General features: G+C 65.8%; 27 protein-coding genes, 1 pseudogene and 1 other annotated feature. Of the genes and pseudogenes, 7 read left to right on the top strand and 21 right to left on the bottom strand.

Going from position 1 to position 24,523, the window contains the following annotated elements:
- Positions 1–21 precede the first annotated feature (21 nt).
- Both C7T96_RS05455 and C7T96_RS05450 read left to right on the top strand, forming a co-directional pair.
- The gene (locus tag C7T96_RS05455; protein WP_106570172.1) at positions 22–1,257 is read left to right on the top strand and encodes a ubiquinone biosynthesis hydroxylase; all 1,236 of its coding nucleotides are present in this window, start codon (positions 22–24) and stop codon (positions 1,255–1,257) included.
- 199 nt (positions 1,258–1,456) lie between these two features.
- The gene (locus tag C7T96_RS05450; RefSeq protein WP_106570171.1) at positions 1,457–2,608 is read left to right on the top strand and encodes a Glu/Leu/Phe/Val dehydrogenase dimerization domain-containing protein; all 1,152 of its coding nucleotides are present in this window, start codon (positions 1,457–1,459) and stop codon (positions 2,606–2,608) included.
- Between the two features lie 128 nt (positions 2,609–2,736).
- Here the strand turns inward: C7T96_RS05450 and C7T96_RS24530 are convergent, their stop codons facing one another.
- The 11 genes and pseudogenes from C7T96_RS24530 to C7T96_RS05400 all read right to left on the bottom strand — a co-directional run bounded on the left by C7T96_RS24530 (position 2,737) and on the right by C7T96_RS05400 (position 10,301).
- Positions 2,737–2,922 carry an ATP-binding protein gene (locus C7T96_RS24530; protein ID WP_106570170.1) on the bottom strand — a complete coding sequence of 62 codons (186 nt, stop codon included), beginning with the start codon at positions 2,920–2,922 and terminating at the stop codon, positions 2,737–2,739.
- A gap of 38 nt (positions 2,923–2,960) precedes the next feature.
- Positions 2,961–3,729 (bottom strand): annotated as a pseudogene (locus tag C7T96_RS05440) (IS5 family transposase).
- Positions 3,730–3,809: 80 nt separating this feature from the next.
- The gene (msrA, locus tag C7T96_RS05435; RefSeq protein WP_106570169.1) at positions 3,810–4,406 is read right to left on the bottom strand and encodes a peptide-methionine (S)-S-oxide reductase MsrA; all 597 of its coding nucleotides are present in this window, start codon (positions 4,404–4,406) and stop codon (positions 3,810–3,812) included.
- Positions 4,407–4,507: 101 nt separating this feature from the next.
- Positions 4,508–5,155, bottom strand: coding sequence for a DUF480 domain-containing protein (locus tag C7T96_RS05430; protein ID WP_106570168.1), 648 nt, complete (start codon positions 5,153–5,155; stop codon positions 4,508–4,510).
- 13 nt (positions 5,156–5,168) lie between these two features.
- Positions 5,169–5,708, bottom strand: a complete 540-nt coding sequence (locus C7T96_RS23820) for a hypothetical protein (protein WP_146149142.1) — start codon at positions 5,706–5,708, stop codon at positions 5,169–5,171.
- A gap of 22 nt (positions 5,709–5,730) precedes the next feature.
- A complete protein-coding gene (locus C7T96_RS05425; protein ID WP_106570167.1) occupies positions 5,731–6,510 on the bottom strand; it encodes a succinate dehydrogenase iron-sulfur subunit in 780 nt (259 codons plus the stop codon).
- 78 nt (positions 6,511–6,588) lie between these two features.
- Positions 6,589–8,421 (bottom strand): succinate dehydrogenase flavoprotein subunit, encoded by a 1,833-nt coding sequence (sdhA, locus tag C7T96_RS05420; protein WP_106570506.1) that lies wholly within the window; start codon positions 8,419–8,421, stop codon positions 6,589–6,591.
- An 8-nt stretch (positions 8,422–8,429) separates the two neighbouring features.
- On the bottom strand, positions 8,430–8,813 hold the full coding sequence (sdhD, locus tag C7T96_RS05415; protein WP_106570166.1) for a succinate dehydrogenase, hydrophobic membrane anchor protein: 384 nt from the start codon (positions 8,811–8,813) through the stop codon (positions 8,430–8,432).
- Between the two features lie 2 nt (positions 8,814–8,815).
- Positions 8,816–9,232, bottom strand: coding sequence for a succinate dehydrogenase, cytochrome b556 subunit (sdhC, locus tag C7T96_RS05410; RefSeq protein WP_106570165.1), 417 nt, complete (start codon positions 9,230–9,232; stop codon positions 8,816–8,818).
- A gap of 206 nt (positions 9,233–9,438) precedes the next feature.
- A complete protein-coding gene (locus C7T96_RS05405) occupies positions 9,439–9,735 on the bottom strand; it encodes an MliC family protein (protein ID WP_106570164.1) in 297 nt (98 codons plus the stop codon).
- 104 nt (positions 9,736–9,839) lie between these two features.
- Positions 9,840–10,301, bottom strand: coding sequence for a GNAT family N-acetyltransferase (locus C7T96_RS05400; RefSeq protein ID WP_106570163.1), 462 nt, complete (start codon positions 10,299–10,301; stop codon positions 9,840–9,842).
- A 132-nt stretch (positions 10,302–10,433) separates the two neighbouring features.
- Between C7T96_RS05400 and C7T96_RS05395 the strand changes: the two genes are divergently transcribed.
- From C7T96_RS05395 to C7T96_RS05385, 3 genes are all read left to right on the top strand, one after another.
- Positions 10,434–10,802 carry a hypothetical protein gene (locus C7T96_RS05395; protein WP_106570162.1) on the top strand — a complete coding sequence of 123 codons (369 nt, stop codon included), beginning with the start codon at positions 10,434–10,436 and terminating at the stop codon, positions 10,800–10,802.
- A gap of 108 nt (positions 10,803–10,910) precedes the next feature.
- On the top strand, positions 10,911–12,266 hold the full coding sequence (locus C7T96_RS05390; protein WP_106570161.1) for a hypothetical protein: 1,356 nt from the start codon (positions 10,911–10,913) through the stop codon (positions 12,264–12,266).
- Complete coding sequence (locus tag C7T96_RS05385) at positions 12,263–13,114, top strand: hypothetical protein (RefSeq protein ID WP_245414069.1); 852 nt, start codon at positions 12,263–12,265, stop codon at positions 13,112–13,114. Before C7T96_RS05390 ends, C7T96_RS05385 begins: the two co-directional genes overlap by 4 nt.
- Before the next feature lie 14 nt (positions 13,115–13,128).
- Here C7T96_RS05385 and C7T96_RS05380 read toward each other — a convergent pair whose 3' ends face one another.
- The 6 genes from C7T96_RS05380 to C7T96_RS05350 all read right to left on the bottom strand — a co-directional run bounded on the left by C7T96_RS05380 (position 13,129) and on the right by C7T96_RS05350 (position 19,960).
- A complete protein-coding gene (locus tag C7T96_RS05380; protein ID WP_106570160.1) occupies positions 13,129–14,328 on the bottom strand; it encodes a GGDEF domain-containing protein in 1,200 nt (399 codons plus the stop codon).
- Between the two features lie 190 nt (positions 14,329–14,518).
- On the bottom strand, positions 14,519–14,842 hold the full coding sequence (locus C7T96_RS05375; protein WP_106570159.1) for a hypothetical protein: 324 nt from the start codon (positions 14,840–14,842) through the stop codon (positions 14,519–14,521).
- 270 nt (positions 14,843–15,112) lie between these two features.
- Positions 15,113–16,519, bottom strand: coding sequence for a 3-isopropylmalate dehydratase large subunit (gene leuC / locus C7T96_RS05370; protein ID WP_106570158.1), 1,407 nt, complete (start codon positions 16,517–16,519; stop codon positions 15,113–15,115).
- 299 nt (positions 16,520–16,818) lie between these two features.
- Positions 16,819–17,667, bottom strand: a complete 849-nt coding sequence (locus tag C7T96_RS05360) for a universal stress protein (protein WP_106570157.1) — start codon at positions 17,665–17,667, stop codon at positions 16,819–16,821.
- A gap of 36 nt (positions 17,668–17,703) precedes the next feature.
- On the bottom strand, positions 17,704–19,188 hold the full coding sequence (locus tag C7T96_RS05355; protein ID WP_106570156.1) for a SulP family inorganic anion transporter: 1,485 nt from the start codon (positions 19,186–19,188) through the stop codon (positions 17,704–17,706).
- A gap of 72 nt (positions 19,189–19,260) precedes the next feature.
- Positions 19,261–19,316, bottom strand: a sequence feature (sul1 is cis-regulatory element that is thought to sense ions involved in sulfur or methionine metabolism; They are found in Alphaproteobacteria).
- 86 nt (positions 19,317–19,402) lie between these two features.
- A complete protein-coding gene (locus C7T96_RS05350) occupies positions 19,403–19,960 on the bottom strand; it encodes a MarR family transcriptional regulator (RefSeq protein WP_106570155.1) in 558 nt (185 codons plus the stop codon).
- A 96-nt stretch (positions 19,961–20,056) separates the two neighbouring features.
- Between C7T96_RS05350 and C7T96_RS05345 the strand changes: the two genes are divergently transcribed.
- The gene (locus C7T96_RS05345) at positions 20,057–20,773 is read left to right on the top strand and encodes a hypothetical protein (RefSeq protein ID WP_106570154.1); all 717 of its coding nucleotides are present in this window, start codon (positions 20,057–20,059) and stop codon (positions 20,771–20,773) included.
- Positions 20,774–20,809: 36 nt separating this feature from the next.
- Here C7T96_RS05345 and C7T96_RS05340 read toward each other — a convergent pair whose 3' ends face one another.
- The 4 genes from C7T96_RS05340 to C7T96_RS05325 all read right to left on the bottom strand — a co-directional run bounded on the left by C7T96_RS05340 (position 20,810) and on the right by C7T96_RS05325 (position 23,796).
- Positions 20,810–21,301 (bottom strand): MgtC/SapB family protein, encoded by a 492-nt coding sequence (locus tag C7T96_RS05340; protein WP_106570153.1) that lies wholly within the window; start codon positions 21,299–21,301, stop codon positions 20,810–20,812.
- Positions 21,302–21,361: 60 nt separating this feature from the next.
- Entirely contained in the window at positions 21,362–22,003 is a 642-nt protein-coding gene (locus C7T96_RS05335) for a class I SAM-dependent methyltransferase (RefSeq protein ID WP_106570152.1), read from the bottom strand.
- Positions 22,004–22,115: 112 nt separating this feature from the next.
- Positions 22,116–22,937: an amino acid ABC transporter permease gene (locus C7T96_RS05330; RefSeq protein ID WP_106570151.1), complete on the bottom strand. Its 822-nt coding sequence runs from the start codon at positions 22,935–22,937 to the stop codon at positions 22,116–22,118.
- Between the two features lie 61 nt (positions 22,938–22,998).
- Positions 22,999–23,796 (bottom strand): transporter substrate-binding domain-containing protein, encoded by a 798-nt coding sequence (locus C7T96_RS05325; RefSeq protein WP_106570150.1) that lies wholly within the window; start codon positions 23,794–23,796, stop codon positions 22,999–23,001.
- Between the two features lie 173 nt (positions 23,797–23,969).
- Here C7T96_RS05325 and C7T96_RS05320 point away from each other — a divergent pair, with 173 nt between their 5' ends.
- The gene (locus C7T96_RS05320) at positions 23,970–24,494 is read left to right on the top strand and encodes an NUDIX hydrolase (protein ID WP_106570149.1); all 525 of its coding nucleotides are present in this window, start codon (positions 23,970–23,972) and stop codon (positions 24,492–24,494) included.
- The last annotated feature ends 29 nt before the right edge of the window (positions 24,495–24,523 follow it).

Genomic DNA, 24,523 nt, shown 5'->3' with positions numbered 1-24,523 from the left:
CTGCACACAGAGGAGTTGGTGATGGCGAAAATGGCAAAACGCGGACGTGTCGACGTCGTGATCGCGGGTGCGGGATATGTCGGACTGGCGACGGCGGTATCGATCGCGCAGGCGCGGCCCGCACTGAAGATCGTGGTGGTCGACGCCGCGCCCGCGGGCGTGTGGCAACGCGACGGCCGGGCCTCGGCGATCGCGGCGGCAGCCTGCCGGATGCTGTCGCAGCTCGGCTGCTGGGACGAGATCGCGCCGCAGGCGCAGGCGATCACCGATATGGTCGTCACCGATTCGCGCACGTCCGACCCGGTGCGCCCGGTGTTCTTGACGTTCGACGGCGAGGTCTCGGCCGGCGAGCCGTTCGCGCACATGACGCCCAACAAGGTGTTGAATGGCGCCTTGCGGCGGCGTGCGGCCGAACTCGGCATTGATCTCCTGGAAGGGGTGGCGGTCGAGCGCTTCGACGTCGGACCGGCAGGCGTCACCGTCGCGCTGGCCGATGGGGCTGCGATCGAGGCGTCTCTGCTGGTTGCCGCCGACGGGGTGAAGTCGCGCCTGCGCGACATGGCCGGCATCAAGACGGTGCATTGGGATTACGGCCAATCGGGTATCGTGTGCACGGTCAAGCACGAACGCCCGCACAACGGCCGCGCGGAGGAGCATTTTCTGCCGGCCGGTCCGTTCGCGACGCTGCCGCTGACGGGAAACCGTTCGTCGATCGTGTGGACGGAACGCACCGAGGAGGCCGAGCGTCTCGTCGCCGAGGACGATATCGTCTTCGAGACGGAACTGGAGCTCCGCTTCGGGCTGAAGCTCGGCGAGATCAGTGTCGAGGGGCCGCGCCGGGCCTGGCCTCTCGGACTGACATTGGCGCGCGAATTCGTCGCGCCTCGCTTCGCACTGGCGGGCGATGCGGCACACGGGATTCATCCGATCGCCGGCCAGGGGCTCAATCTCGGCTTCAAGGATGCCGCCGCTCTGGCCGAAGTGGTGGTGGAGGCCGATCGGCTCGGCGAGGATATCGGCGCGCTCGACGTGCTGGAGCGCTACGCGCGCTGGCGCCGCTTCGACACGGTGCAGATGGGCATTACCACCGATGTGCTCAACCGCATGTTCTCCGACGATTTCGGACCCTTGCGCGCGGTGCGCGATCTCGGGCTCGGCATGGTCGACCGGATGCCGCGGCTGAAGGAGTTCTTCATCCGTCAGGCGGCGGGCCTGGCCGGCGAGGCGCCGCGGCTTCTGCGCGGCGAGGCGATCTGAGCCAAGCCGGCGGGCCAGCGTGTTCGCCAGCCGGGCTGCCGAACGATTGTGACCGGTTTCGGCGGTCGCCGCGCAAGGTCGGATCGCCGAAGGCCGGCAGTTCGTAACCAAAAGTCGCCCCGACCGGCCTATAATGCATCAAAGGCCGCCCGATACCCGTCAGCGATGGTTTCGCGGCCTCGAAGCGGGAGGAGACGTCATGCTGCATGCGGCTGAGCCGCGCACGGTCAAGGTGCCGGGCGGAAAATCGAGCCTGAAACTCAGCGACATTACCGAAGAAGCCAGCCGGCTCGCGGATTTCGCCGATCACGAACAGGTCTGGCTCGGGCGCGACGAGGCGCGCGGGCTGACCGCCATCGTCGCCGTGCACGACACCACGCTCGGGCCCGCCCTCGGCGGCACGCGCGTATGGCCGCACGAGAGTTTCGAGGCGGCGCTCACCGACGCGCTCAGACTGTCGCACGGCATGACGCTGAAGGCGGCGGTGGCGGGCCTGGCGCTCGGCGGCGGCAAGGCGGTGATCGTGGCCGATGCCAAGGCGGACAAGACGCCCGAGCTTCTCGACGCCTATGCCGAAATGCTGGCCGCGCTCGAGGGCCAGTACATCACCGCCGAGGATGTCGGCCTGTCGCTGGCCGATGCCGATTATCTGCGGGCGCGCGCGCCGAACGTGAGCGGAACGACACGCGGCGGAAGCGGCAATCCCTCGCCGGTCACCGCGCAAGGCGTTTTTTTGGGCATCAAAGCGGCCCTGAAACATAAGACCGGCTCGGAAAAGCTCGACGGCGTGCGTGTTGCGGTGCAGGGGCTGGGCGCGGTCGGCTGGTCGCTGGCCAAACGGCTGCGAAACGAAGGGGCGCGGCTCTTCGTGAGCGATATCGACCCCGCCCGGGCCGAGAAGGCGGTCGCGCATCTCGACGCTGTCGCCCTGGAAGGCGATGCGATCGTGACGGCCGATGTCGACGTCTTCGCGCCCTGCGCTCTGGGCGCGGTGCTGTCCGAAACGACAATTCCGCTCCTGAAGGCCGGCATCGTCGCCGGCTCGGCCAACAACCAGCTTGCCACCCCGCAGGATGCCGAAAGACTGCGCGCGCGGGGCATCCTCTACGCGCCCGACTACGTCATCAATGCGGGCGGGCTGATCAACGTTGCCGAGGAACTGACGCCGCCGGGCTACGATGCGGAGGCGGCGATCAAACGGGTGGGGGTGATCCCGCGCACGCTCGCCGCGATCTTCCGGCGCGCGGAGGCGGAGGGCCGCACCACCGACGCGGTTGCCGAAACGATTGCGCTCGAACATATCGAAAGCGCGCGGGCGAAAAAGGCACGGCGGACGAAGACCGCCCGATAGGCCAAGCGCCGCCCCAAACGCCCCGGCCCCGTGTTCCAGGACGCGATCACGATATCCTTTCGCGGAGGAGCGGGGCGAACTATGCAAGGACCGTTCTGCTTTTCTCGGATTGGCAGACCGGCTCCAACTCATTGTTTTAACGCGTTTGCGAACGGCGAACCGGCTTCCATTTCGCCTGTAAACGCTNCGGCGCCGCCCTGGGGGCTCTCGGCCACCGTCAGCGTGCCGCCGAAACCGGTCACGATCTGCCGGCTGATGGCGAGCCCGAGCCCGGCGCCGGTCTGGCCGGCCGCGGCGCCGCGCGCGAATTTCAGAAACCGGCTTGAGTTTCGGTGCTAGGCAGAATCGACATTCATCGCATCCATATGAGAGCGGCAGCGATTTGTAAGAATGCGAGGAAGTAGGCAGCGCGCCTGTCATATCGTGTTGCTATGCGCCTGAAGTGTTTGAGCTTTTTGAAGCAGCGCTCGACGGTATTTCGGACTTTGTAGGCTGCGAAATCATAGGGGATCGGCTTCTTGCGGGTCGGATTGCACGGGATGACCGCTTCGGCTCCCATGGTCGCGATCAGGTCGCGCAAGGCATTGGAGTCATAGGCCTTGTCGGCAAGTACCCGACGCGGCGTAAGGCCATTGAGCAGAGCTGGGGCCAACGGTGCGTCGCCACGCTGGCCGGGTGTGAGGATCATCTTCAGCGGGCGGCCGAGCGCATCCACGGCCATGTGGATCTTGGTCGTCAATCCTCCTCGGGAGCGCCCCAGAGCCTGCTCCCCCCTTTTTGGCCACCACCCTTGCCGGTAGCGGCCTGCTGGTGGGCGCGCACAAGGCTGGAATCGATGCTGACATAGTCATTGTCCGGGTCATGGATCAGGTGCTCGAAGACGCGTTCCCAGACCCCGGCCTTCGCCCAGCGGGTGAAGCGCTTGTGGATCGTCTTCCACTTGCCATAGCGCCCGGGCAAGTCGTGCCAGTGCGCACCCGAGCGCAAGACCCAAAGCACACCGTTGACGAGGCGAGGTTGTCAGTCCCGGAACGGCCAGGATCGCCGAGTTTGCCGGGCAACACGTCCTTGATCTTGTTCCACTGCTCAGGCGTCAGTTCGTAGCGCTTCGGTCTCGACATCATCAGGCTCCAGATCGGCGTATCTGGAACCCCATGAAGCACACATCAACGGCAAACTGAATCCTGAATGTCGATTGGACCTAATGCGCCGGGATGCCGCGATGGGCGGCCTTGCCCCACAATTCTTCGATGCGGTCGTCGCGACCGCACGCATAGCGGTAATATTTATAGCGCAGCGGATTCTTGCGGTAATAATCCTGGTGGTAGGCTTCCGCCTCCCAGAACGCGCCGGCCGGCTCCACCGGGGTGACGATCGGCCTGCCGAGTTCGGCCTGGGCGTCGGCTTTCGCGTTTTCGGCGGCGGTCTTCTGTTGGTCGTCAAGGGCGTAGACGGCGGTGGTGTAGGCATGGCCCCGGTCGCAGAACTGCCCGCCGGCGTCGGTCGGGTCGACGGAGCGGAAGAAGATGTCGACCAGTGCACGATAGCTGGTCTTCGACGGATCGAACTCGATCCTGACCACTTCGCGATGGCCGGTATGGTTGCGGTAGGTCGGGTTTTCCAGTTCGCCACCCGAATAACCCGAGACCGTCGCCGTCACGCCCGGGACACGATCGAAATCCGATTCCACGCACCAGAAGCAGCCGCCGGCGAAGATCGCGGTCTGGGTCTCCTGCGCGGCCAGCGGCGTCGACGCCGATGCGGCAAGAAGGGCGAGGGCGGTCAGAATACGAACCATGACGATCTCCGTGGCACGAACCTTCCTCAAGCTAGGCCCCGGTCGTTCGGGAGCAACTCACGGCGCAACACGACTGCGTGAGGGGAGACGGTCGTCCGGCTCTACGGGGTGCGGTCGGCGAGCAGGGCGGCGATTTCGGCGCGCAGCGCCGCCAACTCCTGCTCGAGAGCCGCGACGCGGTTTTCCAGCGCGCTCGGCGTCGGTGCCGGCAGCGGCTGGGCACGCGAGCTATGGGCGACCGCCGCCACTGGCCCGGACAGAAGATGCATGTAACGGTCCTCGCGCTGTCCGGGGCCGCGCTCGACGAGCTGAACCAGGGCCGGCTTGCGGCCGATCAGAAGGTCGAGATCGGCGTGCAGGTCGTCGAGCGCGGCGTAGCTTGCCATGCGCTCGGAGCGGGTCAGGAGCTCGCGCGCGGTCTGCGGGCCGCGCAACATCATCAGCGCGATCAGCGCGGTCTGGCCCTGGGTCAGCGAAAAGCGCTGCGCCATCAGGTGCTCGTAGCGCTCCACGCGCGAGGCGAAGGCCTGGCGCACCAGGCCCTTGTCCTGCAACTGGGCAAGGGCCCGGCGCACCTCGACGATTTCCGGTGTCATGACCGGATCGCGCGCCGTCTTCTGGTTGGCCGCGCCGTGCACGCCGTTGAGGCTCATCGGATAGACATCGGGCGTCAGCGTTTTCTTTTCGGCCAGACAGCCGAGAACGCGCGTCTCGAGCGGGTTGAGAAGGGGGAGGTTGGTGGTGGACATGGTGCGACTGTCTTCAAAAGGGCTCTCGTGTCGGAGTGACACGTTGTTGCGAAAGAATCTCATCGATCTTTGCCGCCAAGCCCTTCACGGAACTGAAGGATGCAAGCTGCTCTACCTTTCGAAGTCCAATCCGGTTGGTTGGCGGAAGGTCAACCGTAGCGATCACGAAAAACCGCCATTGCTCAGGATCACGATGGTCAGCGGTATCGTCAGCAATCGGATGAAGTCCGAGCAGATATAGTTCTGCGTTTCGCCCCGGTGAGGGGATCCACGTCTTGCCGTCGAGCCAATATCCCTTTCTCGGCGCAATATCCCAGGAAGGCCGCGAAAGACGCGTGGTCGACCAAGTTTGGCGAATGGCAGTCTGTTTGACTTCAAGGCGGATGCCGTTTCTTTCGAAATCATGCGATGCGTAGTCTGATGAGCACCAGGTCCAATCTGGCAGCGCTCTTGAGATGATCGCTTCAACGACGATCGATCGATAGACGTTCATAATCAATGATTTGCCGAATATTGCCTCCGAAGCCAGCGTGACAATATCCGACCTTTTCACTGAGTTCGTTCCAATATCTCTACTAGACCCGCCGTTCCACCATCATCTTCTTGATCTCGGCAATCGCCTTGGCCGGGTTGAGGCCCTTGGGGCAGGCCTGGGTACAGTTCATGATCGTGTGGCAACGATAGAGACGGAACGGGTCTTCCAGATTGTCGAGCCGCTCGCCGGTCGCCTCATCGCGGCTGTCGATCAGCCAGCGATAGGCCTGCAGCAGCACCGCCGGGCCGAGATAGCGATCGCCGTTCCACCAATAAGACGGGCACGAGGTCTGGCAGCAGAAGCACAGGATGCACTCGTAGAGCCCGTCGAGCTTGGTGCGGTCGTCGTGGCTCTGGCGCCATTCCTTGGCGGGCTCGGGCGAGACTGTCTTGAGCCAGGGCTCGATCGAGGAGAGCTGGGCGTAGGGCACGGTCAGGTCGGGTACCAGATCCTTGACCACCGGCATATGCGGCAGCGGGTAGACCTTCACCCCGCCGTCGATCTCGTCCATGCCCTTGGTGCAGGCGAGCGTGTTGGTGCCGTCGATATTCATGGCGCAGGAGCCGCAGATGCCCTCGCGGCAGGAGCGACGCAACGTCAGCGTCGGGTCGACCCGGTTCTTGATCCACAACAGCGCGTCGAGCACCATCGGCCCGCAATCGTCCATGTCGACGTAATAGGTGTCGACGCGGGGATTGTCGTCATCGTCCGGCGACCAGCGATAGATGCGGAATTCGCGGATGTTGGTCGCGCCGTCCGGCTTCGGCCAGGTCTTGCCTTCGTTGATCTTCGAGTTCTTGGGAAGAGCGAGTTCAACCATCGTCTCGGCAATCCTTTCGCGTGGCCCGCATCATGGTCGGACGGCCGCGGGCCCGGCCTCTCCCGGCAATGTCCATCGTCAATACACCCGCGCCTTGGGCGCGATCTTTTTCAGCGCGATGCCGCCGTCCTTTTCCTCCAGCAGCGGCTCGGTGTGGACCGGGCGATAGGAGAGCGTCACCTTGCCCTTGTCGTTCAGCCGGGCGAGCGTGTGCTGGCGCCAGTTCTTGTCGTCGCGCTCGGAAAAATCCTCGCGGGCGTGCGCGCCGCGGCTTTCCTTGCGCGCCTCGGCGCCGTGGACGGTGGTGATGGCACAGGCCATCAGGTTTTGCAGTTCCAGCGTCTCGACCAGATCGGAATTCCAGATCATCGAGCGGTCGAACACCTTGATGTCGGGAAGCTCGTCCCAGATCGCCGAAATCCGCTTGCAGCCCTGTCCCAGCGATTCCTGGGTGCGAAACACCGCCGCGTCCTCCTGCATGGCGCGCTGCATCTTGTCGCGCAGGGCGGCGGTCGGGCTGGCGCCGTCGGCGTGGCGGGTGCGGTCGAAGCGGTCCATGATCTTGTCGACCGCCTTTTCGTTGATCGCCGGGATCGCGGCCGCCCGGTCGATCACCTCGCCGGCGCGGATCGCGGCGGCGCGGCCGAAGACGACGAGGTCGATCAGCGAGTTGGAGCCGAGCCGGTTGGCGCCGTGCACGGACGCGCAGCCGGCCTCGCCGACCGCCATCAGGCCGGGCGTGACACGGTCCGGATCGTCCTTGGTCGGGTTCAGCACCTCGCCCCAATAATTGGTGGGGATGCCGCCCATATTGTAGTGCACGGTCGGCAGCACCGGGATCGGCTCGCGGGTGACGTCGACGCCGGCGAAGATCTTGGCCGACTCGGAAATGCCGGGCAGGCGCTCGGCGAGCACGGCCGGGTCGAGATGGTCGAGATGCAGGAAAATGTGATCCTTTTCCTTGCCGACGCCGCGACCCTCGCGGATTTCCATCGTCATGCAGCGCGAAACCACGTCGCGCGAGGCCAGATCCTTGGCCGAAGGCGCGTAGCGCTCCATGAAACGCTCACCCTCGGAATTGACCAGGTAACCGCCTTCGCCGCGCGCGCCCTCGGTGATCAGGCAGCCGGCGCCGTAAATGCCGGTCGGGTGGAACTGCACGAACTCCATGTCCTGCAGCGGCAGGCCGGCGCGCGCGATCATGCCGTTGCCGTCGCCGGTGCAGGTATGCGCCGAGGTCGCCGACAGATAGGCGCGGCCGTAGCCGCCGGTGGCCAGCACCACCATCTTGGCGGCGAAGCGGTGGATGGTGCCGTCGTCGAGATTCCAGGCGACGACGCCGGTGCAGGTGCCGTCGTCGTCCATGATCAGGTCGAGGGCGAAATACTCGATGAAGAACTGGGCGTTGTTCCTGACCGACTGGCCGTAGAGCGTGTGCAGGATGGCGTGGCCGGTGCGGTCGGCGGCCGCGCAGGTGCGCTGCACGGGCGGGCCTTCGCCGAAATTCTGCATGTGGCCGCCGAACGGGCGCTGATAGATCTTGCCTTCCTCGGTGCGCGAGAACGGCACGCCGTAATGCTCGAGCTCGTAGACGGCGGCCGGCGCCTCGCGGGCGAGATACTCCATCGCGTCGACATCGCCGAGCCAGTCGGATCCCTTGACCGTGTCGTAGAGATGCCACTGCCAGTTGTCGGGGCCCATGTTCTGCAGCGAGGCGGCGATGCCGCCCTGGGCCGCCACGGTGTGGGACCGGGTCGGAAACACTTTGGTGATGCAGGCGGTCCTGAGACCCTGCTCGGCCATGCCGAGCGTGGCCCGCAGGCCGGCGCCGCCGGCGCCCACCACCACCACGTCGAATTTGTGATCGACGAACTCGTAGGCTTTGCCGCCTGCCTTGCTTGCCTCAGCCATCGGCGCCATTACCCTCCGAACGCGATCTTCAACAGCGCGAACACGCAGGCCGCGCCTATCGTGAACACGAAGAACGTATTGAGCACGACAAGGGCGATCTTGACGCCCTCGTCATGGATATAGTCCTCGATGATTTCCTTCATGCCGATGCGCATGTGCACGAGGCCGGAAACCAGCACGAGGATCAGGACAAGCGTCACGAAGGGGTTGCCCAGCGTGGCGCGGACCTCGTCGTAGCCGGCGCCATTGAGCGCGACCAGCAGGCCGACGAAAAACAAGAGCAGCGGGATGTTGGCGATCGCCGTCAGGCGCTGGCGCCAAAAGGTGTCGGTGCCGTCCTTGGCCGAGCCGAGGCCGCGGACCTTGCCGAGCGGGGTGCGCATGTCGGTCATCGTCAGCCTCCGCGTGCCATGTAGCCGGCTATCCACACCAGCACGGTCAGCGTGATCGAGCCGGCGATCGTCGCCCAGGCCAGCTTGGTGGCGGTGTGTTTGTCCATCGCCGCGCCCGTGTCCCAGACCAGATGGCGCAGACCGCCCAGCATGTGGTGCAGCAGCGCCCAGGTGTAACCGAACAGAACCAGCCGTCCGAACCAGGAGCCGTAGAGCCCGTTGACGAACTCGAAATAGCTCTCCGACGTGGCCGCCGCGATCAGCCACCAGGCGACCAGCAGCGTGCCGACATAAAGTGCTGCGCCGGTGATGCGGTGCACGATCGACATCACCATGGTGGGGATCAGGCGGTAGACCTGAAGATGCGGTGAAAGCGGTCTTTGTCTCATGCCAGGTCGGGTGGCTGTGGAATTGCTCATGGCTCCCCCAGATGAAGGCTCCGGATGCGGCGCAACGGTTGCCGGCCGGGTCCGGTTGCCCGTTTCTAATGGTCTTTTTGCACCGCGTCAAAGTCGGAAAAAGACGCCGCGCCGGGCATTTAGGGTCGTGGCTTGGACGGCATCGCGGCGGCGTCCCGCTTCAATCGATTAAAGCCGAACCGGGTGCCGGCACAGGCATCCCGCCGTCAGCGGCGGCAGGTATTGGGTGCGGCGCCGGACTTCATCAGCAGGGCCTCGTTGCGATCCAGAAGCAGCGCATAGGGCGGCGCACCGTAGCGGATGCGCGAATCGGCAGGCGAAGCGGGCAAGGTGACCGGCGCGTTGTCGTCGAGGGTCAGGATCACGCTGGCGCCGCGGTTTTCGACCACCATGCGGGCGCCGTCGTCGCAGCGATAGGTGGTCTTGCCGCGCGGCGCCGAAGCGACGCCGGGCTCGGCGCCCGGTCCGTCCGCCACGCACGCGGCGAGAAGAATGACCGGCAACAGGATCAGGCGGTTTTTCAGGGCTGTTCCTCGCGATTCGCGGACGGGCCGCGCGAAAATTACAAATTTTGGCCACGGGAGATCAAGTCGGGCGCGGGCGCGGACTATTTTCCGTCGAACCGGATGACGTAGCTCGACCAGTCGGCGGGGCCGGCGATCTGTTCGTAGAGCTTTTTGCCGTCCTCGGGCTGGCGCGGCGCGTTCAGCATCAGCTTGGTCCAGCCGCGCTCCTCGGCCCGGTCGGCGAGCACGTCGACCATCGCCTTGGCGATGCCCTTCGAACGGTGTTCGTGATGAACAAAAATGTGATCGCAGGCGCCGCAGCGCATGCCGGAAACCGGCTCCGGCAGATCGGCGAAGATCGCGAATCCGACCAGCCTGCCGTCGATGCGCGCGCCCAGCACCTCGGCGGTGCGGTCCTGCAGCAGTGCTTCGGCGTAATATTGGTCGGGCCGGCGCGGCGCGCCGCGCTTGAGCGCCTGGGCGTAGGCGGCAAGCAGGGGCGCCAGGTCGGGCGCGTCCTTGAGGCGAAGCAGGGCGATGTCGATTGCGGGCTGGTCGGTCATGTTCTCTCCATCGGAGATATTAACCATGTCTGTCAATTGCCGGGTGCGGATTTCCCCGTCCCGGGTGACAGAGGTTAAGAAACCGTTAAAGTCGAGGGCGAGGAGGCTTCGACCTCAACGAAAGGACGCACCATGCGCCTGAACTGGAAATCCTGGGTGGGAGCATGCGCGACGGCCGCGCTCGCCGCTCCGCTTTTCGTGCTTGCCGCCGCGCCGGCGACGGCGGGCGGCCTTTATGACAGGGTCTATGCCGACAGTTTCGGCAATCTCGTTATCCGCAGCCCATCTGGCTATAAACGCATCGTCGTCGGCCAGGGGCATCTGGCCGAAGAGCTGGGCGAATACAGCCGCGCCGGCGCAGGCCCCGAAATCGTCTATTCCGACGAGGCGGTGCGGGTGCGGCGCGATTGCCGGCGCCACGGCGTGCTGCTCAAGGGACGCAGCTATATGTACGGCCTGCCGGACAACACCGTGCCGGTGCTGGTCGGGCCCTGCCGCTGAGCGTTTCGTCCGAAACGAGCCCGGCGGCCCTGATTTGGTCACGTTTGCACCGCCAGCTTCGGCTCCGACGCCGGAGCATGGCGGTGCCGTGACGGGACGGGAGATGAGATGAGCGAAGCCGCGACGGCCCGCAGACTGAAGGATCACGCCGCGTCGCTGACGACGATGACGCGGTTCGTGCTCGCCACGCTGGCGCTGGCCTCGGGCGTTTACACCTATCTCGGCGTGCGTAGCCTTCTCGACGGCTCTGCGACGATCGTGTTTTTCGCCGCCATCATCTATTCGGCCGCCGTGTCGGTCGGCATTTACGGCTTCTGGACCTATCTGCTGCGGTTCCTGCCCGAAATGCGCGACGGTGCCTCGCGGCTGGTGCTGGTCGCCGTCATGGCGGTCGGGTCTGTGATGATCGTGGCGATGTCGTCCTGGCTCAACGCGGCCGCACTCGCCGGCTCGGCCGCGGTCGAGCAGCACCTGGCCGAGACGCTGGAGGACTATACCGGCGACCTCGACCAAGCCAACACCAATGCGCTCGGGGCGCTGTCGCTGCTGCCCGATATCCAGCGCGCCGGAGAGCGGTTTGCCAGGCTGGCCGACGACGAGCGCGATTCGGGCGCGCTGACGGGCACGTCGGGTTCGGGCAGCGTGGTGCAGCTTCTGACCCAGATGGCCGCGCAGATGCGCGAGCTCGAGGCCAATATCCTCGCTTCGCGGGAGACAGTTGCGACCCTTTTCGAGGAGGGACAGACCCATCTGGCGGCGATGCGCGGGCTGGTTTCCGGATCGGGTCCGATTGCGCCGCGCTCGGACCGGTTCGCCGAACAGGCCGTCGCGCTCGCCGGCGTGATCGCCGCACTCGAGCAGACCTCGGTCGCGCCCTCGGTGATGCGCGCGGCGGAGGACCTCTCGGTCGGCTTCATCGCGCCGGTGGCCGACGGGTCGACCGCCGACCTCGCCGGGCGGCAGGACGTCGTCATGGCCACGATCCGTTCCTCCGTCGAGGCGCAGTCGAAGGCGCTTTCCAAGGCCGCCCAACAGATCCTCGCCCAGCCCAGGGTGCCCGACCGGCGCTACGTGCCGCTGTCGTCGGCCGAAGCGGTGCTGCTTTACGGCGGCGACTTCGTTCCGAGCTGGGCGGGCGCGATCTCGATCGACCTGCTTCCCGGCGTGCTGGTGGCGATCATGGCGGTGGTGCAGGCGGCGGTGCGACGCGGCGAGGAACAGATGGCCGACACGGATCGCATCACCGCGGCCGATTTGCTGCGCTCGCTGGAAATCCACGACGCTCTGCTGGCGCGTCGCGTCGCGGCCGCGGGTGGCGCCTCGGAGGAGCCGGACGCGGCGGAAACGCGTGAGGCGGACGGGCCGGAGCAAGCGGACGACGAACACCACCGGGGCCATGAAGCACCGGCGGCCGAAAACGTGACGCCGCTCTCTCTGTCGGAACGCAAGAGGAGCGACCCGTGAGTCGCGCCGGCGATGTTTTGCCTGCGCGCGGCCAGGCCGGGCGCGGGCGTGGTGGTGCGCGGGCGGCGATCGCGCGTTATTTTGCCCGTTTCGACGAGGGCGAGGTGATCCGCTGGGCGTTTCGCGGGCTGCTGATCGGCGCCGTCGGCGTGCTGGCGATGGATCTGCACGATCTGATCGAGGCCAGGCGCCCCGCCGTGTCGCCGCCCGCCGACATCGCCACCCCCGTCCTGCCGCCGGCGGTGGCGACGCGGGACGGCGAAGGCGGCGCGGCCACGGTCGATCCGCGCGATCAGGTCACCGTCGATGAGGACAGACTGCGTCGGCCGATCGGCTTCACGCTCAAGCCCGGCGGCATTCTGGCGGCGGAGGGCTTTGTCGACATCGGCGCGGCCGCGCGTTTCGCCACCGAGATTGAAATGCGTGGCGAATATGTCCGCGCGGTGCTGTTCAATTCATCGGGCGGCTCGCTCGACGACGCGATCGCGATCGCCCGCCAGATCCGTGCGCGCGGCCTGGCAACGGGGGTCGTGGATGGCGCCTTTTGCGCCTCGTCCTGCCCGCTGATGCTGGCCGGTGGGGTGACCCGCTCGGTCGGGGCCAAATCGGCGATCGGGCTGCACCAGTTCTACGCCGTCGGCGACATGCCCGTCGAACCGGCCCAGGCGATGTCGGACGCGCAGGCGACCACGGCCCGCATCTCGCGCCATCTGAGCGAAATGGGCGTGGATCCGGCCTTGTGGCTGCACGCGCTCGATACTCCGCCGCGCGCGCTCTATTATCTCAGCATGGACGAGATGCGCGGCTATCGTCTCGCGACCGGCACAGGGCCGATCGCCGCGCAATAAATCCGGCTTCTTTGTCAGCGTGCGGCGCGATGGGTGCGGCGATCGCTGTTGTCGTGCACGATCAGCGGCGCGACGCGCACGCAGTTGCGGCCGCTGTTTTTGGCCTCGTAGAGCGCCAGATCGGCGCGCCGCAGCATATCGGAGAGCGTGTCGCCGGCCTTCAATTCGGCGACGCCGAAACTGGCGGTGAAGCGGGCGGTTTCGGGCATGCCCTGGATCTCGAGCCCGGCGAAGGCGCTGCGGATCGCCTCGGCAAACAGGCGCGCGGCCGCCGCGTTTGCGCCCGGCAGCAGGATGGCGAATTCCTCGCCGCCGATCCTGCCGACGACGTGGTCGTTGGCCTTCGCCTCGATCAGCTGCGTGGCGAAGGCGCGGATGACGAGATCGCCGCCGGGGTGCCCATAACTGTCGTTCACCGCCTTGAAATGATCGAGGTCGCAGATGACGATCGAGGCCGGAACCCGGGTTTCGGCAAGGAGGCGGGTGACCTGCGGCACGCGCTCCTCGAAACCGCGGCGGTTGAGCAGGCCGGTCAGGGAATCGGTTTCGGATTTGGTGGTGGCGTCGGTCAACAGGTCGCGCACCAGGACCACCGCCACCAAAAGGCCGGTCGCCACGATCAGCACTGAGCCCATGGATTGCGAGATCAGCGCATAGATGCTGTCGACATAGGTCTGGGGCCGGTCGCCGGGCCCGAAGGCGGCGGCAAAGAAAGGCTTTGCCAGGAAGTGAACCGCGCCCGCGCCCAGCACGCCGGTCAGCGCGATATCGAGATAACGCTTGCCCGGCGCGCGTATCAGAAGCAGCACGGCGGTGGCCTGTATGACAAAATAGGGCAGTTGGTAGAGCAGGACGCGCGTGAACGAATCGCGCGGCATGTCGTAGATGGCGACATTGAGCGGCAGCGAGACAAACACCAGCAGTGCAAGAAACCGCCAGGGGATGCGGATGTCGTATTTTTTCAGCACGCCGATATTGAAGGCGATCTGGGCCGCAATCGAGACGACAAAGGCCGAAAACACGACGAAACGCGGATTTTCGACAGCGGAAATCATCCATTCCACGCCGAAATTCGCCATTCCGAGAACGAAACTCGCGGCGATCCAGCGTGCAGGAACGCGGACCTTGCTGTAAATGCTGACCCATGCGAATGCGCCGGCGAACAGGCCGGCAACAAGGAGGTTGATCGCCAGAATATATCCGGCAGCGCTCATATCCGGCTCCTGTTCGCGTGCCGGGCGACATTAGCGCAAGGGTTCGAAAAAGAGGTTAATGTGGGCGGTGTAAAAGCCGGCATCCAGACGTGACGGCGCCCGCTGCATTCTGGGATGCGGCTGGCACCGAGGAGACGGGCAGGTGAGACAATAGGCGCCCGAGCGACCCGGCTGATGAGCCGCCAAAGAATCAGCGGCGGACGAGCTTGCCCGAGCCGGTCAGGCGCGGCAGATGGCGCGCCGTGCGGCGCTCGGCAATGCCTCCGGTGCACGCGCCGTTTTCCTTGCAGTCGATGAAGCCGTTGTCGGTCACGCAGCCATAACCGCCCTTCTTGGCGTGGGCGCCGTAGCCGATATTGTCGTCGTTCTTTTCGCAGGCTGTGCGGACCTGCTCGCGGGCGGCTTCAGTTTCTTGATCTTCATTTCCGCGAAGGACGGAGCGACCGATGTCGCGAGCAGGATCGCGGTGAGGGCGGTTGCCGCGGTTTTGACGAGCATGGCGGTTCCTCCACAAAAACCGGCTGTTTGCGCGCCGGAATGCAGTGATGATGGAGGGACGCGCCTGGAACGAGCCTGACGCCGCCGTTCACGGCCGCTTCATATGCGCAATCAATTCAGCCTATCAGCTTGCGGCTCGCCCTGTCCGAATGCGTCAAACAGGAGCCAGATTCACGAGACCGCGGCGAGAATAACGAAACCCTACGGGCCGGTCGGCATGACGGCGATCACGCTCTGCGAGGCCGCCTGATGAGGCGGGCGACCTCGCGATCGGTCGTTTGGGCGTTCAGCGCCAGTCGCGGATGTCGACGAAATGGCCGGCGATCGCCGCCGCCGCCGCCATGGCCGGCGAGACCAGATGGGTGCGGCCCTTGAAACCCTGCCGGCCCTCGAAATTGCGGTTCGAGGTCGAGGCGCAGCGCTCCTGCGGTTTGAGGCGGTCCTCGTTCATGGCCAGGCACATCGAACAGCCCGGCTCGCGCCAGTCGAAGCCGGCGGCCTTGAAGATCGCGTCCAGACCCTCGGCCTCGGCCTGCGCCTTGACCAGGCCGGAGCCCGGCACGATCATGGCGTCGACGCGCTCGCTGACCGTGCGGCCCTCGACCACCTTGGCCACGGCACGCAGGTCCTCGATGCGGCCATTGGTACACGAGCCGATGAAGACGCGGTCGAGCGCGATATCGGTGATGCGGGTACCCGGCGTCAGGCCCATATAATCGAGCGCGCGCTTCTTGGAATTGCGCTTGTTCTCGTCGGCGATCGCGTCGGGGTCGGGCACGATCCCGGTGACGGAGACGACGTCTTCGGGCGAGGAGCCCCAGGTTACGATCGGCGGCAGATTGGCCGCGTCGAGCACCACGGTCTGGTCAAAATGGGCGCCCTCGTCGGAGCGCAGCGTTTTCCAGTATTCCATGGCCATGTCCCAGGCCTTGCCCTTCGGCGCACGCGGCTTGTCCTTGACATAGGCGAACGTGGTCTCGTCGGGCGCGATCAGGCCGGCGCGGGCGCCGCCCTCGATCGACATGTTGCAGACCGTCATGCGGCCTTCCATCGACAGCGCGCGGATCGCCTCGCCGGCATATTCGATGACATGACCGGTGCCGCCGGCCGTGCCGATCTCGCCGATAATGGCCAAAATGATGTCCTTGGCGGTGACGCCTTCGGGCAACTGCCCGTCGACGCGCACCAGCATGTTCTTGGCCTTGTTCTGGATCAGCGTCTGGGTTGCGAGCACGTGCTCGACCTCGGAGGTGCCGATGCCGTGCGCCAAGGCGCCAAATGCGCCGTGGGTGGAGGTGTGGCTGTCGCCGCACACGATCGTCATGCCGGGCAGGGTGAAACCCTGTTCGGGGCCGACGATGTGGACGATGCCCTGGCGCAGGTCGACCTCGTTGTAATAATCGATCCCGAAATCGGCGGCGTTCTTGGCCAGCGCCTCGACCTGGATGCGGCTTTCGGGATTGGCGATGCCGCGCGAGCGGTCGGTGGTCGGCACGTTGTGATCGACCACGGCGAGCGTCTTTTCGGGATGGCGTACCTGGCGCCCGGCCAGTCTGAGGCCCTCGAATGCCTGCGGGCTGGTGACCTCGTGAACGAGATGGCGGTCGATATAGAGCAGGCAGGTGCCGTCGTCCTGACGGTCGACCAGATGGTCGTCGAAGATCTTGTCGTAGAGGGTGCGGGGAGCGGTCATTGTCTTGCGTCCGTCGATAAGGGAGCTGGATGGGCCGGCGGCGTGCCGGGCGGGCGGCATTCAGGCGAGCCGGGTCGCCTTGGCGCCCGAAATCCGCGCAAAAAAGCGCGCCGGCAGGCGCTTTCTGTCCTGCAGCGCAAAGCGCTTATAGGCCGGATTGCCGAACAATTCTTCCATGGCGTGGCTCATACCAGCAAAGACGCGGGGCGGCAATCTGGCGAACGAAACGACGCCCCGGCGCGCGTCCGCGCCGAGTTCTTGCCGCTGGATACCGGCCGGCATACTGTCGTTTTGGTTGCCTACCGGAACAACAGGATCGGGATCTTGCAGGCGCGGATCATTTCCGTGGTGGTCGAGCCGATGATCATCGAGCGGATGCGCGAATGGCCGTAGGCGCCCATCACCAGAAGATCGATGCCGTCTTTTTCGACCGCCTCGGCGATCGCCTTGTCCGGCTGGCCCTGGACCAACCGGGAGGCGGCCCGGTGGCCGCCTGCTTTCAGCACGGCCTCGGCGTCGGCAAGCCTACGGCGATGTTCTGCGGTGTCGGCGCCGACGGCGAGGAGGCGGATGTCGAGCGCCGAAAACAGCGCCGAGCGGGCGATATGATCCACCGCGCGGCCGATGCTGGGCCCGCCGTCGTGGGCGATCAGCACCTTTTCGACCGGACGCCAGGCGCGCGCGGCGACATAGACCGGACGCGTGGCGGAGCGGACGATGCGTTCCAGGTTGGACCCGAGATGCAGCTTGGCGAAGTCGGCGCCCTCGCCGCGCTTGCCGATCACGATCAGGTCGGCCTGTTTTTCGGCCTCGGCCACCGTTTCCAGAAGGTCGCCGTTGCGCAGGCGCATGCTCGCCTCGACGCCCGCCTCAACCAGCATCGTCTGCGCGTCCTCGAGTATGGCGCGGCCGCGCTTCTGGGCCAGCCGGGCACGCTCCTCGTCGAGGCTGCTGAGTTCGGCCAGAAGGCTCGACCGGGCTCCGAGCGCGATCGTGCCCGAAAGGTCGGATGAGGCGGTTTCGCGCCGGCCGAGCACATGGACCAGTTCCACCGTCGCGCCGGTGCGCCCGGCGATCCAGGCGGCGTTTTCGCATACGCTTTTCGAGTAGGTCGAGCCGTCGATGAGCGCGATGATTCTCGTCGTCATTATTCTCTCCTGACCAAAACCTAGCCGCAGTCGGGGCTAATGCGCCATGAGTTTGTCAAGCCCGCCCGGCTTGTCGTGGACGGCGAGGCGGTCGACCAGCGTCTCGCTGGCCTCGTTCATGCCGACGATCTCGACATCGGCGCCGTCGCGGCGGAATTTCAGCACGGCCATGTCGAGGGCGCCGACGCTGGAAATGTCCCAGATATGGGCGCGCGATACGTCGATCGTTACCTTTTCCAGCGTTTCCTTGAAGTCGAAGGCGGCCATGAAATCCTCGGCCGAGGCGAAGAAGAGCTGGCCTTCCACCACATAGGTGCGGTGGCGGCCGTCCGTGCTCAAGGTCGAGGATACGCGGAAGAGCTGGGCGATCTTCCAGGCAAAGAAGATGCCCGACAACAGCACGCCGACCAGCACGCCGATCGCGAGATTGTGGGTGAACACCACGCAGATCACCGTCGCCAGCATGACGATCGAGGACGAGCGCGGATGGTCCCTGAGGTTCTTCACCGACGACCACGAGAACGTGCCGATCGACACCATGATCATGATCGCGACCAGCGCCGGCATCGGGATCCGGCTGACGAGGTCGCCAAGCACCAGGATCATGAACAGCAACAACACGCCGGCGGCGAAGGTGGACAGCCTGCCGCGTCCACCCGACTTCACGTTGATGATCGACTGGCCGATCATGGCGCAGCCGGCCATGCCGCCGATGAAGCCGGTGGCGGTGTTGGCGATGCCCTGGCCGATGCATTCCTGGTCGCGATTCGAGGTGGTGTCGGTCAGATCGTCGACGATCTGCGCCGTCATCAGCGATTCCAGAAGCCCGACCACCGCGACCGCGGCCGAATAGGGCAGGATGATCAACAGCGTCTCGAGAGTGAGCGGGATGTCGGGAATCAGGAAGACCGGCAGGGTCGACGGCAGTTCGCCCATGTCGCCGACCGTGCGTACGTCGAGGCCGAAGACGATCGCGATCGTCGTCAGGACGACGATGCAGACCAACGGCGAGGGCACGGCCCTGGTGAGATAGGGAAACAGGTAGATGATGGCGAGACCGGCGGCGACCATCACATAGGTCAGCCAGGGAACCCCGATCAGTTCGGGGAGCTGGGCCATGAAGATCAAAATGGCGAGCGCGTTGACGAAGCCGGTCATCACCGAGCGCGAGACGAAGCGCATGACCTGGCCGAGCTTCAACAGTCCGGCGCCGATCTGCAGCAGTCCGGCAAGCACTGTCGCGGCGAGCAGATATTGCAGGCCGTGGTCGCGCACCAGCGTGACCATCAACACAGCGGTCGCGGCGGTCGCGGCCGATATCATGCCCGGCCGACCGCCAACGAACGCGATCAGAACCGCGATCGAGAACGAGGCGTAGAGGCCGATTTTGGGATCGACGCCGGCGATGATGGAGAAGGCGATGGCTTCGGGGATCAACGCCAGCGCAACGACGAGACCGGCGAGAAGGTCGGCGCGGATGTTGGAAAACCATTGCGCGCGATAGGCATAAAGTGATGGCATCGGGGTCCAGGAAGTCAAAACCAAACCGCGGCCCAACGGGGCAGGACCGCAAAGAAAGACGGCATGGATGCAAGTTGTCCGGCGGATCGGCGGCCGGAAGAGCCACCCGGGATTGCACCGGGTCCGAATGAATGCCCTTTCCTAGACCGTGGCGTGCTGCGGCGCAACATCGGGGCTTGGCGCGGCGGCGTTTAACCTGCGCCGGGCTCCGGTATCAGGCCGCTTCCTGTTCGACGCAAATCTGGTCGGATTCGGCATCCGTCAGGGGTTCGCCGAGCAAGCGGCACAGATGGCGACCGGGTCCGTGCGCGTCCTTGCCGAAATGGCGACAGGCGCGACAAAGCCCGAAGGGGCGCCCGCCGCCTTCGACGATCAGGCCGGAAAGCAGAGCCTGGAGGCCGTCCTCGAGCGCCGCCGCGCGCGCGGGCGTCAGACGGGCGAGCGCGCGGCGCACGGCCTCGATCCGGTCGTCCTTCAGCATGGCGCGGCCGGCCGGTGTCAGCTCCAGCCGCACCGAACGCCGATCGCCGGGATGCGGCGATTTTTCAACCAGGCCGGCACGCTCGAGCGCGATCACGGTCTGCGAGACCGTGCCCTTGGTCGCGCCGAGATAGGCGGTCAGCGCGCCCGGCGTGCGCGAGAAACGGTTGGCCCTGGCGAGATAACGCAGGCCATCCCATTGCGCCGGTTTCATGCCGTGCGCATGGCCGGTCTGGCCGACCAGCCGGACGAGCCGTTCCATCAGTTCCAGGGCGCGATGCGGTTCTGTCATCGTTAAATGGTATCGTAACGAAACCACTATTGCAAGCCGGCCAAAGCCGTGCTAGCGATTTATTGGTATCGTTACGATACTAATTAGGAGGATCAGATGACCAAGTTCGTTTGCGCGGCCCTGCTTGCGGCTGGCACGGCCCTGCCAGCCCTTGCGCATGACATCAAAAGCCCGGTCGACAACGCGGTGCCACCCGCTTTCGACATCGTTGTGTCGTCGGCCACCACCGACGGCCGGCTGGCGACCTTCATGATGGAACTCGCCGGCGAGGCGGGGTCGCAAAAACCCGAGGCGATCGGACAATTGAAGGGCGCCAAGGTTGCCGCCTATGTGTGGCCGACCGGCCTCGACCCCGCCCTTGTCGGTTTCGCGGCCGGGTCAGGTCTTCTTGCTCTTGCCGTCACCGCGCATCCCGATTTCGACGACACGCCTTTGTTTGACGAAAATGGCGACGGCGATCCCGCAAACGACGGCGCGGACTGGCATTCGCATTGGGTGGTGCTCGCCGAGGACAAGGCCTGCGGCGCGGGGCTGAAGGTGCGCGACGTCTCGCCCGGCGTCGACGTGTTGCCGGCAACCGCGCCGATGTTGCCGCTCGCTCTCGACAGTCCAGGCATGTCGCCGCGGCTCGATGGCAAGCGGGTGGAGATCACCGTGCCGGTCGTCGAGGGCGAAGCTGTCTCGTTCGACGCGGTGACGTCCGAATTGACCGTCAACGAGAGCGGCGAGGCGCCGCTTCTGTGTGTGACCGGGGTCTACGACGTCGCATCCGGCGACCTCTCGCAGCCGGGCGTCATCATGCGCAAGGAGTGAGGTGGCAGTCGGCGCAGCGGGGAGGCAGGCCGCCGGTCATTCGCCGCCGCCGGTGTCGGTTTTCGCGCGCCGCTCCACAAGCCGCAGCGCGGCCAGGACGATGACGGCGAGCAAGGTCGCGACAAGCGCGATCTGCCAGAAGCCGAGGCCGCAGGCGAGGCCGACGGCGCCGGCCAGCCACATGCCGGCGCCCGTCGTCAGGCCATGGACCTCGCCGCGGGCGAACACGATCAGCCCGGCGGCGAGGAAGGCGACGCCGGCCGTGACGGCCTCAACCAGCCTGATGGGGTCGATGCGGATGGCGTCGTCCTCGAAGGCGGGCAGGTGGGTGATCTCGATGGTGAGGATGGCGATGGTCGCCGCTGACAGGCAGACCAGGATGTGGGTGCGCAAACCGGCTTGCCGCTCGCGCCATTCGCGCTCGAAGCCGACGATGCCGCCGAGCACAGCGGCCAGCAGCAGCCGGGCGGCGATCACCTCGAAGGGCAGCCAGCTCGCGCGGCCGAAATCGGAAAAGAAGGGTTCCATGGCGTGCCTCGTGCGGGAAACGCGTGGCCCGTGGAAAGGTTGCCGGCGCGCACGCCGGGCTCAGGCGCACTGGAAGACGAAGGTCTTGACGAATACGTCCGGCTCGGCCACCGCGAAGGCGCGGAAGGGCGGGCTCTCCTCGACCGGATGCCAGATGCCGGCCTGTTCGAGCCGGTCGAAGCGCTCCTGGAAACCGGCCTCGGCGATCAGCCTGTCGCGCACGGTGAACATAATATGCCCGCCGGACTTCGTGATGCGGGCCATCTCGTCCAGCCCGCTTGCCGGCGCGTGACCGGCGGTGAAGACGCCGGCGGCGATCACCGCGCGGAAATGGCCGTCCGGCCACGGTAGGGCCTCGCCGAGCGCGGCCTTTTTCAGCGTGCCGTAGACCTGCCGCGACCTGGCGATCGCCAGCATCTCGTCGGACAGGTCGAGGCCCTCCAGTCGATCGTAGCCGAGCGCCTTCAAAAACGGGCCGGACAGACCGGTGCCGCAGCCGGCGTCGAGGATCGGCCCTTCGCCGGCCGGAACGTGGCGAGCAAGCCAGCTGGTGATCAGGAAGGGCAGGCAATAGCCGAGCTCGGCCGTCTCGCGATCGTAGCCGGCCGCCCAGGCCGCGTAGGCGTCGGCGAGTTCGGTTTCGGTCGTGGCCGCATAGACCTGGTCGAGCGGGCGCGGGGCGGAGGCGGAACGTTCGGACATGACACTATGGTAGCGTCATGCGCGACTCGATGCCAGGCGTGCCTCGTCGGCGGCGTGGCGCGTCCAGGGCGATCGAAACCGGTCTTTGACCGATGCCGTCGTGTGGTGCGCGTCAGCGCGATCGCTGCGTCTCGCCTTGGCGCAGGCGTTTTTCCAGTGCGCGCAGCGCCAGTGACAGGCTGACGGTTAGGATCAGATAGATATAGGCGACGATCGAATAGGTCTCGAAAAAGCGGAACGAGCCGGAGGCGTAGATCTTGCCCATCTGGGTGATGTCGGCGACGCCGAGCACCGAGACCAGCGAGGAATCCTTGACCATGGCGACGAAATCGTTGCCGAGCGGCGGCAGGATGATGCGGATCGCCTGCGGCAGGATGATCAGCCGAAAGCGCTGGAAGCGCGACAGGCCCAGCGCCTTGGCCGCCTCGATCTGGCCACCGTCGACGGACTGGATACCGGCGCGGAACACTTCCGAGATGAAGGCGGAATAGCCGATGGTGAGCGCGATGATGGCGCGCCACAACAGCGAGACGTCGCGCACCAGAAGCGGTTCCAGCATGCCCGCATCCTGCAGCGGCGCGGTCGCCAGGTTCCACAACCCCACGAAGGCGGGCACGCCGGCGAAGGCGATCCAGAACAAGAGCACCAGCACCGGCACGCCGCGAATGATCTCGACATAGAAGCGGGCGATCTGGCGCAAAACCACGGAGCCGGACAGCGCCATCAGCGCCGTGCCGAGCCCGATCAGCGAGGCGAGCGCGAAGGCGACACCGGTTACGAAAACGGTGATCGCGACGCCCTTCGACACGGTGGCAAAGACCTGGGAGTAGAGGTCGCTGGCGGCGATGAGGACGGCGATCGTCGCGGCGATCGCGGCGGCGGCGACCAGCCACCAGGGAAACTCCCTGGTGGGCGAAGCGGAGGGATGGTTCATCGGGCTCTGGTGCTTTCGGGCAAGCGGCCACGGCCGCCCTGGCGGCGGCCGTGGCTGGACATTACTGTCCCAGCTTGTAGTCGAGGAACCATTTCTTGTTGAGCGCGTCGATCGTGCCGTCGGCCTTCATCGCCGCGATCGCGGCGTTGAACGGCTCGACCAGATCGGACCCTTTGGGGAAGATGAAGCCGAAATCCTCCGAGCCGAGCGGGCCGCCGATCACCTTCAGCTTGCCGTCCGACGCGGCAACATAGCCGTTGGCGGCGACGCCGTCGGTGAGCACGAGGTCGACATCGCCGGCGCGCAGCGCCTGCACGGTCGCGCCGAACGTCTCGAACAGCTTGATGCGCGGATTGGCCTCGTCGCCGTCGAGAACGTCGTAGACGGAGACGTAAAACGGCGTGGTGCCTGGCTGGGCGGCGATCAAGAGGTCGTCCTTGGCCGCGAATTCCTTCTCGTCGGCGAACCGCTCCTCGTCGGCACGCACCAACATGCGCATTTCCGAATGCATGTAGGGGGCAGAGAAATCGACCTTCTCCTTGCGGTCGTCGCGGATCGTGATGCCGGTCATGCCGAGATCGTACTGGCTGTCGGACACGGCCTGGATCATCGCGTCCCAGCTCGTGTTCTGATACTCGACCGAAACATTCAGCCGCTTGGCCATCTCGGCCATGGCGTCATATTCCCAGCCGATCTGCTCGCCGGTCTTTGGATCGATGAATTGCAGCGGCGGGTAGGCATTTTCCGTCACCACCACGACCGTGCGGCCGCCGAGATCGGGCACGTCCTGCGCCTGGGCGGCAAGCGGGACGAAGACGAGGGCGGCAAGCGCCGCGAACGTTGACAGCATTTTCGACATCTGGAGCTCCTGGGGGCAGCGTCCCGGCCGTCGCGGCCGGTTCGGGGGCAGTTTAACGTCAGGGTGTCGGCACGCAAGGCGTGTGCGCTTCAAGAGCGTTCGCATCGCGCTTTGCCTGGGAGGACGGAACGGATTTGCTTCAATCCGGACTGGAAAGGTTTTAGCCTGTCGGCATGACCTATCCGCTGTCGCCCGTTTTCACCCGCACCGTACCCGACGGTGACACGCATGAGCGCGCCGTTTGCGAGACTTGCGGCTTCGTCAATTACGAAAACCCGAAGATCGTCGTCGGCTCGGTGGTCCGCCACGACGGCAAGCTGTTGTTGTGCCGAAGGGCGATCGAGCCGCGCCGCGGTTTCTGGACCGTGCCGGCCGGCTTCCTGGAACTGCACGAGACGCCCGAGGACGGTGCGCGCCGCGAGGCGCTGGAAGAAGCCAATGCCCGGCTTTCGATCGAGAGCCTGCTGGCGATCTATTCCGTGCCGAGGCTGTCGCAGGTGCAGCTCATCTACCGGGCACGTCTTGCCCGGCCGGGCTTTTCGGCCGGCGAGGAGAGCCTGGAGGTCGGGCTTTTCTCCTGGGACGAGATTCCCTGGGACGACATTGCGTTTCCGAGCGTGCACTGGATGCTGGCGCACGAACGGCAGGTGCAGGACGGCGCCGGCGGCGCGCCGTTTTCCAATCCCGGCGACGCGTGACTTTTATCGGGCCCGGAGCGGGGGAGCGG

The organism is Nitratireductor sp. StC3 (assembly GCF_003015025.1).
Classification (GTDB): Bacteria; Pseudomonadota; Alphaproteobacteria; order Rhizobiales; family Rhizobiaceae; genus Mangrovimarina; species Mangrovimarina alexandrii.
Note: the sequence above shows the minus strand (reverse complement) of the source record. Positions and strands in the feature narration are given on the sequence as shown.